Source organism: Streptomyces sp. 11x1, from assembly GCF_032598905.1.
In the GTDB taxonomy this organism is placed as follows: domain Bacteria; phylum Actinomycetota; class Actinomycetes; order Streptomycetales; family Streptomycetaceae; genus Streptomyces.
The window spans coordinates 4,973,888-4,988,246 of record NZ_CP122458.1 but is presented as its reverse complement, the minus strand read 5'-3'; the positions used below and the strand labels follow the sequence as shown (position 1 = coordinate 4,988,246).

The window sequence follows — 14,359 nt, the reverse complement described above, 5'->3', positions numbered from 1 at the left end:
TCATGGTCATATGTTGAGGAATATGACGAAATGGCATATTGGCTATCTGGCGTGCGTCGCGGCGGTCATCGGGGTGGGGCTCGGGGCCGCCCCGCAGGCCGTCGCCCACCATCCGATCCATGTGGTCTTCCCGGGGGAGTCCATCCAGCAGGCGGTCGACGCGGCTGCGCCCGGGGACACGGTGCTCGTGGCCTCCGGCACCTACCGCGAGAGCGTCCGCATCGGCACCCACGGCATCACCCTGCGGGGCATGGGCCCCCGCACCGTCGTCGAACCGGCCGTGACGAAGGCCGCCGACGGGTGCGGTGACGCGGGCAACGGCATCTGTGTGACGGGGACGAAGGACCACAAGGTCCAGGACGTCACCGTCGCCAACCTCACCGTGACCGGCTTCGCCGGCTCCGGGGTGTTCGCGCAGGACACCGACCGGCTGACCGTGCGGCACGTGACCGCCGTGAAGAACGGCGTGTGGGGCATCGCCCAGGAGCGCTCGGTGCGCGGCGTGTTCCGCAAGAACACCGCCCGGGACAACGGCGACGCCGGACTGTTCCTCGCGAACACCGTCAAGGCCGAGCAGGGCGCCACGGACAGCGGCGGCATCGTCGTCGCCCACAACCGCCTGGAGGGCAACCGGATCGGCCTCACCGTCCGGCGCCTGCGCAACCTGACCGTCGCGGACAACCACCTCACCGGCAACTGCGCGGGCGTCTTCGTCGTCGGCGACGAGAACATGCCGAGGGCCGGCGCCCTGACCGTGCGCGACAACCTCATCGACCGCAACAACAAGTCCTGCCCGAAGACCGCGCGACTGGACGCCCTCCAGGGCATCGGCATCGTGCTGACCGGCGCCGAGGACACCCTGGTGACAGGGAACCGGATCACCGGGAACGCCGGCGCCTCCCCGCTGTCGGGCGGCATCGTCGTCTGGAAGAGCTTCGTGGGCACCACCAGCGAGCGGAACCGGATCACCGGGAACGTCCTGGAGAACAACTCCCCGGCGGACATCGTCAACACCGACACCGCCGGCAAGGGCAACACCTTCACGGGCAACACCTGCGGGGCGTCCAGGCCGGCGGGACTGTGCTGACCGGCCGAGGCCGTCGTCCATGAACTCGAAGAAGGGGGCCGTCGCATGACGACCGCTCAGACCAGACCGGCGGGGGAGCCCTCACCCACCGCCCGCACCGCACGGACCCAGGCCGTCCACACCTCCGCCCAGGGGACCCAGGCCGCCCCGCCCCCACCCATGCGGTTCAGGGAGCTCGTCTTCGGCGCGGCGGTCGCCGCCTCCCTGCGCGCCGCCGCCCGGCTCGGCGTCGCCGACGCCCTCGGCGACACCCCGCTGCCGGTGGAGGACCTCGCGGCGGCGGTGAAGGCCGAACCGAAGCCGCTGCGAAGGCTGTTGCGGGCCCTGTCCTGCCACGGCGTCTTCACCGAACGGCCGGACGGGACGTTCGCGCACACCGACATGTCCCGGCTGCTGCGCGAGGACGACCCGCACAGCCTGCGCGCCATCGCCCTGTGGTGCACCGAGCCGTGGACCTGGGACGCCTGGCCGAAGCTCGACGAGGCCGTGCGCACCGGCCACAGCGTCGTCGAGGACCTGTACGGCAAGGAGTTCTTCGTCTACCTCAACGAGGACGCCCCGCAGTCGGCCGACGTCTTCAACCGGGCCATGACGACGTCCAGCGTCCAGTCCGCGCGGGATGTGGCCGACTTCCTCGATCTGTCGAGGAGTTCGTCCGTCGCCGACATCGGCGGGGGGCAGGGCCATGTGGTGGCGAGCCTGCTGGAGAAGTACCCGGCGCTGCACGGCACCCTGCTCGACCTGCCGCGCGTGGTGGAGAACGCCGACCCCCGGCTGCGCCCGGGCGGCGCGCTCGCGGACCGCACCCGCGTCGTCCCGGGCGACTGCCGCGAGGCCGTCCCGGTCCGGGCCGACGTGTACGTCATCAAGAACATCCTGGAGTGGGACGACGACAGCACCGCCCGGCTGCTGCGCAACGTCATCGGGGCGGGCGGCCCCGGCACCCGGGTCGTCGTCATCGAGAACCTCGTCGACGACTCGCCGTCGATGCGGTTCAGCACCGCCATGGACCTGCTGCTGCTCCTCAACGTCGGCGGGGCCAAGCACACCACCGAGAGCATGACCTCCCGGCTGACGGCCGCGGGGCTGGTCATCGACGACGTACGGCCGGTCAACGCCTATCTGCACGCGTTCGACTGTCACGTGCCCGGCTGACCGGCACGCTGACCCGGACAGGCCGGCGGGCCCGCGCGTCGCGCGGGCCCGCCGGCCTGTCGGTCTGTCCTTCTGTCGGTGCGGTCAGGAGGGGTTGTCCCGGTCCCACCGGTAGAAGCAGTTCGCCATCGCGTCCTTCGGCGAACGCCAGGTCGCCGGGTCGTACGCGGAGACGTACGCCGACAGCCGTTCGCTGACGGCCCGGAACTCGGGGTGTCCGGCCATCTTCATGATGACGGGCGTGGGGTCCCGCTCGGCCTCGACGAGGTGCATGTACACGTCGTCGAACTGGAAGAGGCTGCGCCGGGAGACCCCGATGAGGTGCGGCAGCTCCCCCCGGTCGGACTCCTCGAAGATCTTGGCGATGTCCGGCGCGGCGCCCGGGGCCATCCGGGCGACGATCAGGGACTGGTGCATGGGGTGTTCTCCGTCCGGCTCGGTCGGTCGGCGCTCGATGGCTCGGCGCTCAGTCGGTCAGGCCCGGCGCGGCGCCCTGTTCGGCGGCGGCCTTCTCGATGCGGTCCCGGATCAGGGCCATCTGGACCTTGGAGTTCCGGTTGATGTTGTCGGTCATCCACTCGTCGTCGACCGGCGCGTCCGGCTTCATGGAGAAGTCCTGCGTCCACATCATGCGGGTGCCGCCGGGGACCTTCTCGTACTCCCAGAGGATGTTCATGTAGGCGAAGGGCCCCGTCTCGACGCGGCGGGCCTCCACACTGAGCGTCTCGCGGTCCGCCTCCCGTTCCGAGACCCAGCTCCACACCTTGCCGTTCTCGTCCGGGTGCATGGTCAGCCGGAACGTCACCCGGTCGCCCTCCTGGGAGAGGATCTCGGCGCTGGCGTACTCGCTGAACAGGCGGGGCCAGTTCGCGACGTCGTTGGTCATGTCCCAGACCAGGTCGACGGGCGCGGCGATGGTGATCTCGTTCTGCGTGTGTCCGGCCATCTCAGGCTCCCGCCATCAGCGCGCTGTTGACCTGGTCGAGGAACTGCTTGGGGCTCTTGCACTTCTCCGCGTCCGGCGGCATCGGCGTGCCGTACCGGTTCTCCAGCTCGCCGACGATGCCGAGCAGGCCGAGCGAGTCGATGCCGAGGACGTCGAAGCCGGACTCGTGGTGCTGCCGGAGCTCCTCCGGGGTGACGGTGACCCCGGCGGCCTTCTTCATCAGCTCGGACAGTTCTTCCACGGTGATGCGGTCACTCATGCGGTTCTCCTTGGTGCAGAGGTGGTGCGGAGGTGGTGCGGAGGTGGTGCGTCGGGGGGGATGGTCAGGAGGTGTCGCCGGGGCCGAGTCGCAGCACCAGCGCCGAGTTCGACCCCATGAGTCCCCGGCTGAGGACCAGCGCCGTGCGCGGCTCGGCGGCACGGGCGCGGGAGGTGACGAGGTCGAGGTCGTGGCAGACGTCGAAGACGTTGGGGGTGGGCGGGATGACGCCGTGCTCCATCGCGAGCACCGCCGCCGCCACGTCCAGGACGGCCGCCGCGCAGTTGCCCCGGCCCATGGCGGTCTTCGGCGCCGTGACCGGGACCCGGGTGCCGTGCGGGCCGAGGGCGTCTGTGATCGCCAGGGCCTCGGCCCGGTCCGCCTCGGGGGTGCCGAGGGCGTCGGCGAAGACCACGTCGATCTCCTCGGGGGCGCAGCCGGCCTCCGCCAGGGCGCCCCGGATCGCCTCGGCGAGCCCCGCCCGGGACTCCGCCCAGCGGGAGGCACCGGTGAACGTGGCCGCGTGGCCCGCGAGGTGGGCCCGTACCGGCGCGCCGCGTTCCCGGGCGGTCTCCTCGGCCTCCACGACGAGCATCGCGCCGCCCTCGGCGGGGACGAACCCGCAGGCCGCCGCCGTGAAGGGACGGTAGGCGCGGTCCGGGTCGGCCACCGTGCTCAGCTCCGGGTAGCCGAGCTGGCAGACCATCGAGTAGGGGGCGAGCGGCGCCTCGGTCGCGCCGGTCACCATCACGTCGGTGCCGCGCCGCACCGCCCGCGCCGCGTGCGCCACGGCGTCGAGACCGCCGGCCTCGTCGGAGGCGATCACCCCGCAGGGGCCCTTGAAGCCCCGGCGGATGGAGATCTGACCGGTGCTCGCGGCGTAGAACCAGGCGATGGACTGGTACGGGCCGACGAACCGGCTGCCCTTGGACCACAGCTGCTGCAGCTCCCGCTGCCCGAACTCGCCGCCGCCGGACCCGGCCGCCGTGACCACGCCCACCGAGAACGGGGCCGCGTCGGTCGCGGGCCGGTCCAGGCGGGCGTCGTCGAGCGCCTGGTCGGCGGCGGCCATCGCGAAGTGCGTGAACCGGTCGGTCTGGACGAGGAAGCGCTCCTCGACCGCCGACGGCGGATCGAAGTTCCGGACCTCGCCCGCGACCTTCAGCGGCAGGTGCTCGCAGCCCTCGCGGGTGACCCGGTCCAGGACGCTGATGCCCTCCCGGGTCGACTTCCAGAACGTCTCGGTGCTCGTTCCGTTGGGCGCGACCACGCCGATTCCGGTGACGGCCGCGCGCCGAGGACGCCGCTTGCTCATGTCTTCTCCCTCGGCAGACTCATGACCACCGCGGACTGGAAGCCGCCGAACCCGCTGCCCACGGAGAGCACATTGGTCAGCTTTCGTTCGCGGGCGATGCGCGGGACGTAGTCCAGGTCGCACTCGGGGTCCGGGGTCTCGTAGTTCGCGGTGGGCGGGACGACCTGGTGGGCCAGGGCCAGCGCGCAGGCGACGACCTCGATGGCGCCGATCGCGCCCAGCGAGTGGCCCACCATGGACTTGATGGAGCTCATGGGCGTGTCGTAGGCGTGCGCGCCGAGCGTGCGTTTGACGGCCGCCGTCTCGTGCCGGTCGTTCTGCTTGGTGCCCGAGCCGTGCGCGTTGACGTAGTCGACGGCCGTACGGTCCAGGCGGGCGTGGTCGAGGGCGTCCTCGATGGCCCGCGCCATCTCCAGGCCCTCCGTGGTCAGACCGGTCATGTGGTAGGCGTTGCCGAAGGTGGCGTAGCCCCCGATCTCGCAGTACACGTGCGCGCCCCGGGCCCGGGCGTGTTCCAGCTCCTCCAGGACGAGGACGGCTCCCCCCTCGCCCATGACGAACCCGTTGCGGTCGGCGTCGAAGGGGCGAGAGGCGTGGGCCGGGTCGTCGTTGTTGGGGGAGGTGGCCTTGATCGCGTCGAAGCAGGCCATGGTGATCGGGGAGATCGGCGAGTCCGACGCCCCGGCTATGCAGATGTCGGCCCGGCCCTCCTCGATGGTGTGGAAGGCGTACCCGACGGCGTCGAGACCCGAGGTGCAGCCGGTGGAGACCGTCTGCACCGGCCCGCGCGCCTCGAAGCGTTCGGCGACCGTGGAGGCGAGGGTGCTGGGCGCGAACGCCCGGTGCAGATGCGGACCGGCCTCCCGGTGGTCCACGTCCCAGCGCCGGCCGCTGTGGCTGACCAGCACGTAGTCGTGCTCCAGCCGGGTGGTGCCGCCGACGGCGGTGCCCAGGGACACCCCGACCCGCCAGGGGTTCTCCGCGGCGAGGTCGAGGCCGGAGTCCGCGATCGCCTCCTCACCGGCGACCAGGGCGAACTGGATGTACCGGTCGCAGCGGGCGATCAGGTCCGCGTCCAGTCCGTGGGCCGCCGGGTCGAAGTCGCACTCGGCGGCGATCCGCGAACGCAGCCCGGACGGGTCGAAGAAGGTGATGCCGCGCGTCGCCGTACGGCCGCCCGCCAGGAGGTCCCAGAACGCCGGGACGCCGATGCCGCCGGGGGCGACGATGCCTATGCCGGTGACCGCCACGCGCCTGGTCATGAGCGGACCTGGGCGTTCTCGGCCGACCGTGCGGTGTGCGCCGCCTCCACCGGAATCGGTACGCCGTTCGCGTCCTCGGTGTCGACGTGGCCGAGCGGCGGGCTCGGGGCCAGCGGGCCGAGGTGGAAGACCATACGGGCCTCCACGTTGCCGACGTTGCGGAAGCGGTGCCGCATGTGGGCGGGGATCAGCAGCCCCTGCTCGGGCCGGAGTTCATGGGCCTCGCCGTCGAGATCCACTTCCAGCTGCCCGCAGATGACGTAGATGAACTCCTCGGAGTACGGGTGGTAGTGCTCGGCGATGCGGTCGCCGGGCGCCACGATGGCCACGCCCATGAAACCGCTGGTGGAGCCGACGGTGCTGGGGGTCAGCATGGCGCGCAGATCGCCGCCGCGCCGGGTGTTGGGCTCGACCTCGCTGACATCCACGACTCTGGGATGGCGATTGATCACGACGTTCCTCCGAACATGAGCTGCATCGGACTGGTGAGGGGTGGTCAGGCGTCGGGCGCCCGGCGGTCGGTGACGAGGTCCATGCGGGCGACCGTGAGCAGCCGGGCGGGGGCGTCGTCCCGTGGCGAGCCGTCCATGCCGAGGGCCTCACCGTCGAGGAGCGCCGTCAGCTCGGCCGCGCGGGCCCGGTCGGTGAGCCCGAGCACGGGGCCCGGGTCGGCGTCGAGGCCGCCGCGCACGTCGACCAGCCGCACCACGATGTCGTCGCGCTGGAAGATCGTGCTGCGCAGCACCGGGCCCTGCGGGTCGTCCGCCGCCGCCTCGTCCTGCCGGGCGAGCAGCTCGGCCAGCCGCAGCCCCTGGCCCTCGCGGGCCGGGTAGTACAGGGCGTGCCGTACGGCGTCCGGGCTCTCCTGGCCGGCCGTCACATGGTGGACGGCGGGCAGCGCCGCACGGGTGAAGAAGACCCGGGCCGAGTCGGGGTCGTCCAGGTCCCGGTCCTGCTCCAGATAGGGGTTGATGGCCTCCTCGACGGCCCGTACCTCGGGCTGCCGGGCGACGTGCCGCAGCGCGGCCAGCAGGTCGCCCCGTACCTCGACGGCCCGGACCACCCGGTTGCCGTGCATGAACAGGGAGGTGCGGCACAGCCGGGTGGTGTCGTCGACCCTCGGCTCCGGCGCGGCGTAGTCGGCGAGGATCCTGGCGACCTTCTCCTCGCTGCCGGGCTTGACCGTGAAGGTGAGCGCGTGCCGGATCAGGCCGTCGCCGATCCGGGGCGAGGTCTGGAGCCTGCGCTCGCCGGCCTCGGCCGCCACGGCCGGGCCGCCGGTCTCGCGGACGATGTGGAAGCGCAGCGAACGGGTGTCGCGGACACAGTCGTGCAGCGGCCGCACCATCTGCACGTGTTCCTCGCTGTTCACCCAGGTGAGGAAGGGCGGGGCGCTCTCCCACTCGCTGGTGATCAGCCACTGGGAGGGGTTCTCGATGGACTGGCACAGCTGGTCGCTGACGTGCCCGGGGACGGACGCGACCTGGTTGCACAGCTGCTCGTACGCCTCCAGGAACTGCTGCTGGGCGCCGTCGTAGACGTCCACGAGGAGGACGACACGGAGCCGGGAGCCGTCGAAGACGGACTGGGAGACACGCTGCGACACCTGTCGCCGCAGTGACTCGGAAACACGTTCGGACGTGGTGGTCATCCTGCGCACATCTCCTCGGTGGGGGGGGCAGACAAGGACGGACGTCGCCCGGATCGGCGTGACGTCGGCGTGCCTCGATCCTGAGCCCGGCCCACGGGGCGCGCGACTCGTATGCACTGCGCGGGTGACTGGTGCACCGGGCGGGTGACGGGGGCGCCGGGTGGGTGACGGGGGCGCCGGGATGGGTGACCGGGGTGCCGGGACGGTGACCGGCCGGGCCGTCGTGCGGGGCGGCCGGTCACGCGGCTATCGGGCCCGGCACGGTCAGGCCACGCTTGCGGCGGTCTTCTTGCGGCGCGCCGCGTACAGCCCCGTCCCGGCGACGGCCAGGACGGCCAGCCCGCCCGCGGTCACGGCCGGCGCGGCGAGGCCGCCACCGCCGGTGTGCACGCCGCCGCTGGGCTTCTCGTGCTTGCCGCCCCACGACTCCTCGTCCTGCTTGCCGCTCCAGGAGCCGCTCTCCTGCTTGGCACCCGCGGCGCCGCTCTCCTGCTTGGCACCCGCGGCGCCGTCCGCCTGCTTGCCGCTCCAGGAGCCGCCGTCCTGCTTCCCGCTGGGGGAGGCGTCCGTCTCGTCCCAGCCCCCGGACGCGTACGCGACGGGCGCGCCGAACGCGAGGAGGGCCGAGGCCGCCGCGGTGGCCATGAGCATTCGTACAGAGCGCATCTGACGGTCCTTCCGTCGACGGGGCGGGCAGCCGACACCTCGTCAGCTGTGGGAACCCGCCCCCGACGTGATCCACCGTCAGACAGTCGTCTCCCCCTCACCACTCAGGGAGATCACACGGGTGAATCCGGGTGAACTCGCCCGCCCCGTCAGGCGAGTTCACGAAGGAGACGGACGCCGGCGTTCGCCCGGGAAGAGGGACTCAGGCCCTCGCCAGCAGCGTGGTCAGGACCTCCCGCAGCGCCGACTCGGCGTCCGGGACCGGCCCCGGCGCCCGCCAGGCCACGAACCCGTCGGGCCGGACGAGCACGGCGCCGCCGGGGGCCGTGCCGTGGACCTCCGCCCAGTCCGCGTCGCCCTCGGGCGTCAGGTCGGCGGCGGGGCCGTCGCCGATCCGGTACGAGGTCAGGGGGAGGGACATCTCCTCGGCGAGCCGGAGGGCGGCCTCGTGCCAGCCACCCGAACCGGCACCGCCGGCCGCGGCGTCGGCAGCGGCGTCCTCAGCGGCGTCGGCGTCGCTGAGGAGGACGAGCGAGCGCTCGTAGAGGTCCAGCGTCGAGACGGGTTCACCCCGGTGCCGTACCGCCATGTGGGGTGCCCTGCTGCCCGGTGCGCCGGACAGGTCGAGGCGTTCCGGGACGACCGGGGACGCGGGGTCGGCGCCGAGCACGGCGCCCTGCGGATAGCGATAGCCGAGGGCCACGTTGAGGATGCCGCGCTGCGGGCCGCCGCCACCGCCGATGCCGGGGGCCGGGGCGAAGCCGGGGTGGCTGTGCTCCACGGACCGGGCGGCGGCGCGGGCGCTGGTCGCCTCCGCCACCGGGCGGCGCTCGGCGTCGTACGTCTCCAGCAGGCCCTCCCCGGCCCAGCCGCCGAGCACCGCCGCCAGCTTCCAGGCGAGGTTGTGGGCGTCCTGGATACCGGTGTTGGAGCCGAACGCCCCGGTGGGGGACATCTCGTGGGCCGAGTCGCCGGCCAGGAAGACCCGGCCCGACCGGTAGCCGCGGGCGACGCGCTGGGCGGCGTGCCAGGGGGCCTTGCCGGTGATCTCGACGTCGAGGTCCGCCACCCCGATCGCGCGGCGGATGTGCTCGACACAGCGCTCCTCGGTGAACTCCTCCAGGGATTCGCCGTGTTCGGGGTGCCAGGGCAGGTGGAAGACCCAGTTCTCCCGGTTGTCCACGGGCAGCAGCGCCCCGTCGGCGTCGGGGTTCGTCAGGTAGCAGACGATGAAGAGACGGTCGCCGACGACCTCGGCGAGGCCGCGGGAGCGGAAGGTGACGCTGACGTTGTGGAACAGGTCGCCGGGGCCGCTGTGGCCGATGCCGAGCTGCTCGCGGATCGGGCTGCGGGGGCCGTCGGCGGCGACGAGGTAGTCGGCGCGGACGGTGGTGTGCTCGCCGGTCTCGCGGCTCTTGACGATCGCCGTGACACCGGAGGAGTCCGTGTCGAACGACAGCAGTTCGGTGTTGTAGCGCAGGTCGCCGCCGAGCCGTTCGGCGTGCTCCCGCAGCACCGGCTCCAGGTCGTTCTGGCTGCACAGACACCAGGAACTGGGGCTGAACCGGGCGAGTCCGCCACCCGCGTCGATCTCCTTGAAGAGCCACTCGCCCGCGTCGCCGACGAGAGTGGGCGTCTGCAGGATGCCGTGGTTGCCGGCCAGGGTGGCGGCGGCCCGGCGGATGCCCTCCTCGACGCCGGCCGTGCGGAACAGCTCCATCGTGCGGACGTTGTTGCCGCGGCCGCGCGGGTGGATGGAGGTGCCGGCGTGCCGCTCCACCAGGGTGTGCGGCACCCCGAGGCGCCCCAGGAACACCGAGGTCGACAGGCCGACGAGGGAACCCCCGACGACGAGGACCGGAACGTGGTGGGTGCGGCTGCCGGTGGGGTCGCTCCGATCGGTCCTCTGCCGCGTCTCGGACTTCTGCCGTGTGTCGGACTTCTGCCGTGTCTCGGTCCGCGTCTCGGTCCTCTGCCGCGTCTCGGGGCTCGGCCCCGTCTCATGACTGTGCTTCATCGCGTTCATCGCTCAACTCCAGCGCGTCGTGTCCGCCGACTCGTCCGGATGGGGCCGGGGGCTTCATCCATGCCCCGCACCGGGAGGAGGGGACCGGGCTTCACCCGCTTAGGGGGCGCTCGGCGGCGGTGCGCGCGGCCTGCGGTTGCTCAGGTTCTCGGGTGCGGCTGAGCACGTGCGCTCTGCCGGGCGCGGCGGCACGCCGGGAGGCTGGGGCCGTGAGCCAACGACTCCGGCACCTCCCGAAGCCCTCGTCCCCGCTGCCGCCGACCCTGGTGACGGCCGTGGCCTCGCTGACCCTCTGGGCCCTGTGGCTGGGCTGGGACCAGCGGCTTCGAGTACCGCGTACGCCGAGGAGTGTCCGGTGCCGAGGTGCGGTCCGAGGAGGACGAAGGCGTTGGGGAAGCCGCTGACGGCGGTGCCGGGACAGGCGTCCGGGCTGCCCTTCCAGCGGTCGTCGAGGCTGGTGCTGTCGGCATCGAACACGTGTTGGCCTATCGGCCCGGCAAGCAAGGTGGAGCTGTTCCCCGGGGCGCCGGTTCGACGCGCGCGGCGCCGATGAGCGTGCGCGCGGCCGCCTTCGCGGCCGGGGCGGCTGACCACCAGGTCCGCGCGGGCTCGCCGTGTTCGCGGTGGCGTGCCCCGCGCGGTGCGGATGCCTGTGTGGGACCGTGCGCCGCCGCACCCGGCTCGGCGGCGACGCGGGCGCGGGCCCTCGGTCAGTCGCAGTCCTCGGCGGTGACCGGATCGTCCTGGGCCCGGATGGTGCCCGAGGGGAACTCGTTGGCGTCCAGCACGTCCGCCGACGAACTGGTCTGGAAGGCCGGCGAGGTGATGCGCTTGTTGCCCGTGTCGTTCCAGCCGCTGATGCCGGTCTCGCCGTCCTGGTCGATCCGGGCGATCTTCTCGATGACGAAGACCGGCTGGCTCACCACGGTCCGGATCACCGGGACCCGCTCGAAGTAGCCCTTGGTCCGGGCCGGTACGTCGATCGTCACCGCCCGGGAGATCGACTTCGACTTGCCGAACGCCCAGGACTGGGTCACGGACGCGTTCCCACTGAGCGAGAGCACGTCCTTGATCACTGCGAGGTCGAACCCGCCCCCGACGGAGACGCTGGTGGTGTACGTCTCGCTGGTCGTGAAGTCCTGGGTCACCGACTCGCGGAGGGTGACCTCGTCCCCGCAGTTGACCAGCGGGCGGGAGACGACCTGGGCCTTGCCGATCTCGTCCTTGACGTCGGTGACCGGGAACTCGCAGTGTCCCTCGAGTTGGTGGATCAGCCCGTCGATCGGCTGGGCGTCGCCGGCGCCTTTGGTGGGGTCCTCCCCGACCTCACCGGTCGCGGGGTTGTAGAACCAGTGCGTCACGTCCGTCCAGTAGTCCACCTTGCGGGGAGCGGGGCAGAGCTTGGCCATCAGCGCGCCGGTGTCGAACGACTCCGACGTGCTCAGATCGAGGACGGCCGACGGAGGTTCCGGTACCAGAGCGGCGTACGCGCTGGGCAGCGTGGCCGCTCCGGTGACGGCCGCTCCGACGAGCACGAGGCGCAGCGTCAGTTTGCGCTTCGAGGACCGGTTGCGGTGGGACTGGGCGGAACGGGCGCCTTCGGCGGTCATCCGGGGCTCCTTGCGTGGGGGTGGGGTGACTTCGCCATCCTGGCCATCCCCAGGAGCCGCCCGACAGGGGCAAATATCCCGGTGCCGACGGGGTGCGGTGGTGAAGGAGGTCACGTCGGCAGGCGGCCGCGGCAGACGAAACAGGCCGTGTCGGGGCAGGCCGGGACGAAGCGATGCTCGTGGCGGCGGGTGGTCGGCGGGTGCGCGGGAAAAGCCGCCGCCTCGCGGAGCGAGATCACGCGGCCTGTCGCACTGCTTTTCTGGGGGTGCGTCAGTGCTTTCGTGGAGCACCTGTGGCGCAGGGGGCGAGGGAACCGTTCACACCCGTCCCCGGGTCTCCGCCGCGCGGCGGGCCAGGGCGTCGAAGACCACGGCGACCAGCAGGACCCCGCCGGTGATCATGAACTGGACGGCCGGCTGGACGCCCAGCAGGGCCATGCCCGAGGCGATCGACTGGATGATGAGGACGCCCAGCAGCGCGGACCACGTCGAGCCCCGGCCGCCGAAGAGACTGGTGCCGCCGATGACCGCGGCGGCGATCGCGTTGATGAGCAGCATCCCGGAGCCCGGCACCTGGGTCGCCGAGGTGAGCCGGGACGCGACGAACAGACCGCCTACCGCGGCCAGGGTTCCCGACACCACGAACACCGCGATCCGTACACGGGACACGTCGACGCCGGACCGCCGGGCCGCCTCCACGCCGCTGCCCAGCGCCATCACCTGACGGCCGTACACCGTGCGGCGCAGGAAGAGGTCCGCGGCGATGACGACGCCGAGGAAGATCAGCAGGGCCAGCGGCAGGCCCTCGAAGCGGTCCAGGACGTAGACGGTGGCGAAGGAGACCAGCGCGAGCAGCGCCGTCCTCACCCAGATCCCGCCCCTCGCCCGGTACGGCATCCCGGCCGTGCTCCGGCGTGCGCGGTCGCGGAGACAGACGAGGAGGTACGCGAGCGGACCGAGCGCCGCGAGGCCGTAGGTGACGGCGGCGGAGCCGAAGGAGCGGCTGGTCAGCTCGGCGACCAGGCCGTCGTCGCTGAAGCTGATGGAGCTCTCCGGGCCCAGGAGGTAGAGCATCAGGCCGTTCCAGGCCAGCAGGCCCGCGAGGGTGACGACGAACGCGGGCACGCCGATCTTGGTGAACACGAACCCGTGGACCGCCCCGGCCGCCGCGCCGCAGGCCACCGCGACGAGCACGGCGAGGCCCTCCGGCATGCCGTGATTCACGTTCAGCGCGGCGAACAGGGCGCCGGAGAGCCCGGCCAGGGATCCCACCGAGAGGTCGATCTCGCCGATCAGCAGCACGAAGACGACGCCGACGGCGACCATGCCGGTGCCCACGATCTCGACGCTGAGGACGGAGAGGTTGCGCGGGGAGAGGAAGTTCTCGTTGAGGCTCTGGAAGACGATCCAGGTCACGGCGAGGGCGAGCAGCGCGGGTGCCGGGCCGAGCTCCCCCTCGTGCACGCGGCGGCGCACGGCGTGCGCGTACGCGCGGGGGCGCTCGCCGTACCACCGGAGCCCGGCGGGCGACCGCCGCCCGGCCTTCGACCGGTGCGCGTCGTCCTGGGAGCCCCCTTCCCGGGGGCTCCCCTCTCCGTCCCCCCTCACGGCCATGTCTCCTCCGGGTCGGCCGGGTGGTGGCCCGCCGTGTTGTCCACCGCGCCGGTGATGGAGGAGATGATCTGCTCCTGGGAGGTCGTGCTGACGTCGAACAGGCCGTTGTTGCGGCCGAGGCGCAGGACGGCGATGCGGTCGGCGACGGCCTTGATGTCGCCCATGTTGTGGCTGATGAGGAGCACTCCGGTGCCCCGGTCGCGCAGCTCCTCGATGAGGTCGAGGAGCTGGTTGGTCTGTTCGAGGCCGAGGGAGGCGGTGGGCTCGTCCAGAAGGAGCAGCCGGGGCGCACTCACGAACGAGCGGGTGATCGCGACGACCTGCCGCTGCCCGCCGGACAGCGTGGCGAGCGGGACGCGTAGGTCGGGGATGCGGATGGAGAGGGTGCGCAGCAGCTCGCGGGTGCGGCGCTCCATCTCCACCTCGTCGAGGACGCCGAAGCGGTGGATCTCCCGGCCGAGGAAGAGGTTGCCGACGACGTCGAGGTGGCCGCACATCGCGAGGTCCTGGTAGACGGCCGCGATCCCGAGGAGCTGGGCGTCCTGGGGGCGTCTGATCTGGACGGGTTCGCCCTCCCACTCGATGACGCCCTTGTCGGGGGGACCGACGCCCGAGATCACCTTGACCAGCGTGGACTTCCCGGCGGCGTTGTCGCCGACCAGGGCGACCACCTCACCGGCCCTGATCTCCAGTTCGACGTCCACGAGCGCGTGGACGGCGGCGAAGCGTTTGGAGACGCCGCGCAACGCCAGCAGGGGCTGAACCACA

The 14,359-nt window shown here is 72.2% G+C and carries 14 protein-coding genes; 2 read left to right on the top strand and 12 right to left on the bottom strand.

All coding sequences use genetic code 11. From position 1 onward, the window contains the following. Positions 1-22: 22 nt before the first annotated feature. The gene (locus tag P8T65_RS21840; protein WP_316726975.1) at positions 23-1,087 is read left to right on the top strand and encodes a right-handed parallel beta-helix repeat-containing protein; all 1,065 of its coding nucleotides are present in this window, start codon (positions 23-25) and stop codon (positions 1,085-1,087) included. 159 nt (positions 1,088-1,246) lie between these two features. After that, positions 1,247-2,242 carry a methyltransferase gene (locus P8T65_RS21835; protein WP_316731661.1) on the top strand — a complete coding sequence of 332 codons (996 nt, stop codon included), beginning with the start codon at positions 1,247-1,249 and terminating at the stop codon, positions 2,240-2,242. Between the two features lie 84 nt (positions 2,243-2,326). On the opposite strand, the gene P8T65_RS21830 is transcribed toward P8T65_RS21835, so the two are convergent. From P8T65_RS21830 to P8T65_RS21775, 12 genes are all read right to left on the bottom strand, one after another. Then, on the bottom strand, positions 2,327-2,659 hold the full coding sequence (locus tag P8T65_RS21830) for a TcmI family type II polyketide cyclase (RefSeq protein WP_316726974.1): 333 nt from the start codon (positions 2,657-2,659) through the stop codon (positions 2,327-2,329). A gap of 49 nt (positions 2,660-2,708) precedes the next feature. Next, the gene (locus P8T65_RS21825; RefSeq protein WP_316726973.1) at positions 2,709-3,188 is read right to left on the bottom strand and encodes an SRPBCC family protein; all 480 of its coding nucleotides are present in this window, start codon (positions 3,186-3,188) and stop codon (positions 2,709-2,711) included. A 1-nt stretch (position 3,189) separates the two neighbouring features. Beyond that, positions 3,190-3,447: an acyl carrier protein gene (locus P8T65_RS21820; protein WP_316726972.1), complete on the bottom strand. Its 258-nt coding sequence runs from the start codon at positions 3,445-3,447 to the stop codon at positions 3,190-3,192. 64 nt (positions 3,448-3,511) lie between these two features. After that, positions 3,512-4,762 carry a beta-ketoacyl synthase N-terminal-like domain-containing protein gene (locus P8T65_RS21815; RefSeq protein WP_316726971.1) on the bottom strand — a complete coding sequence of 417 codons (1,251 nt, stop codon included), beginning with the start codon at positions 4,760-4,762 and terminating at the stop codon, positions 3,512-3,514. Continuing rightward, entirely contained in the window at positions 4,759-6,024 is a 1,266-nt protein-coding gene (locus tag P8T65_RS21810; protein WP_316726970.1) for a beta-ketoacyl-[acyl-carrier-protein] synthase family protein, read from the bottom strand. Before P8T65_RS21810 ends, P8T65_RS21815 begins: the two co-directional genes overlap by 4 nt. Then, positions 6,021-6,476 carry a cupin domain-containing protein gene (locus tag P8T65_RS21805; protein WP_316726969.1) on the bottom strand — a complete coding sequence of 152 codons (456 nt, stop codon included), beginning with the start codon at positions 6,474-6,476 and terminating at the stop codon, positions 6,021-6,023. The genes P8T65_RS21810 and P8T65_RS21805 overlap by 4 nt, the downstream gene beginning before the upstream one ends. Positions 6,477-6,520: 44 nt before the next feature. Next, positions 6,521-7,675, bottom strand: coding sequence for a SchA/CurD-like domain-containing protein (locus tag P8T65_RS21800; protein ID WP_316726968.1), 1,155 nt, complete (start codon positions 7,673-7,675; stop codon positions 6,521-6,523). A gap of 264 nt (positions 7,676-7,939) precedes the next feature. Then, positions 7,940-8,341 carry a hypothetical protein gene (locus tag P8T65_RS21795; protein ID WP_316726967.1) on the bottom strand — a complete coding sequence of 134 codons (402 nt, stop codon included), beginning with the start codon at positions 8,339-8,341 and terminating at the stop codon, positions 7,940-7,942. A gap of 202 nt (positions 8,342-8,543) precedes the next feature. After that, positions 8,544-10,367, bottom strand: a complete 1,824-nt coding sequence (locus P8T65_RS21790; protein ID WP_316726966.1) for an FAD-dependent monooxygenase — start codon at positions 10,365-10,367, stop codon at positions 8,544-8,546. A 710-nt stretch (positions 10,368-11,077) separates the two neighbouring features. Beyond that, positions 11,078-11,977, bottom strand: coding sequence for a hypothetical protein (locus P8T65_RS21785; RefSeq protein WP_316726965.1), 900 nt, complete (start codon positions 11,975-11,977; stop codon positions 11,078-11,080). Positions 11,978-12,295: 318 nt separating this feature from the next. Further along, the gene (locus P8T65_RS21780) at positions 12,296-13,591 is read right to left on the bottom strand and encodes a sugar ABC transporter permease (RefSeq protein WP_399099642.1); all 1,296 of its coding nucleotides are present in this window, start codon (positions 13,589-13,591) and stop codon (positions 12,296-12,298) included. Then, positions 13,582-14,358 carry an ATP-binding cassette domain-containing protein gene (locus P8T65_RS21775; RefSeq protein WP_316726964.1) on the bottom strand — a complete coding sequence of 259 codons (777 nt, stop codon included), beginning with the start codon at positions 14,356-14,358 and terminating at the stop codon, positions 13,582-13,584. The genes P8T65_RS21780 and P8T65_RS21775 overlap by 10 nt, the downstream gene beginning before the upstream one ends. Position 14,359: the final 1 nt, after the last annotated feature.

Coding starts and splice junctions, on each gene's coding strand:
- P8T65_RS21820 (WP_316726972.1), bottom strand. CDS start 3,447: ATGAGTGACCGCATCACCGTGGAAGAACTGTCCGAGCTGATGAAGAAG.
- P8T65_RS21835 (WP_316731661.1), top strand. CDS start 1,247: ATGCGGTTCAGGGAGCTCGTCTTCGGCGCGGCGGTCGCCGCCTCCCTG.
- P8T65_RS21790 (WP_316726966.1), bottom strand. CDS start 10,367: ATGAACGCGATGAAGCACAGTCATGAGACGGGGCCGAGCCCCGAGACG.
- P8T65_RS21840 (WP_316726975.1), top strand. CDS start 23: ATGACGAAATGGCATATTGGCTATCTGGCGTGCGTCGCGGCGGTCATC.
- P8T65_RS21830 (WP_316726974.1), bottom strand. CDS start 2,659: ATGCACCAGTCCCTGATCGTCGCCCGGATGGCCCCGGGCGCCGCGCCG.
- P8T65_RS21810 (WP_316726970.1), bottom strand. CDS start 6,024: ATGACCAGGCGCGTGGCGGTCACCGGCATAGGCATCGTCGCCCCCGGC.
- P8T65_RS21800 (WP_316726968.1), bottom strand. CDS start 7,675: ATGACCACCACGTCCGAACGTGTTTCCGAGTCACTGCGGCGACAGGTG.
- P8T65_RS21815 (WP_316726971.1), bottom strand. CDS start 4,762: ATGAGCAAGCGGCGTCCTCGGCGCGCGGCCGTCACCGGAATCGGCGTG.
- P8T65_RS21795 (WP_316726967.1), bottom strand. CDS start 8,341: ATGCGCTCTGTACGAATGCTCATGGCCACCGCGGCGGCCTCGGCCCTC.
- P8T65_RS21825 (WP_316726973.1), bottom strand. CDS start 3,188: ATGGCCGGACACACGCAGAACGAGATCACCATCGCCGCGCCCGTCGAC.
- P8T65_RS21780 (WP_399099642.1), bottom strand. CDS start 13,591: ATGGCCGTGAGGGGGGACGGAGAGGGGAGCCCCCGGGAAGGGGGCTCC.
- P8T65_RS21785 (WP_316726965.1), bottom strand. CDS start 11,977: ATGACCGCCGAAGGCGCCCGTTCCGCCCAGTCCCACCGCAACCGGTCC.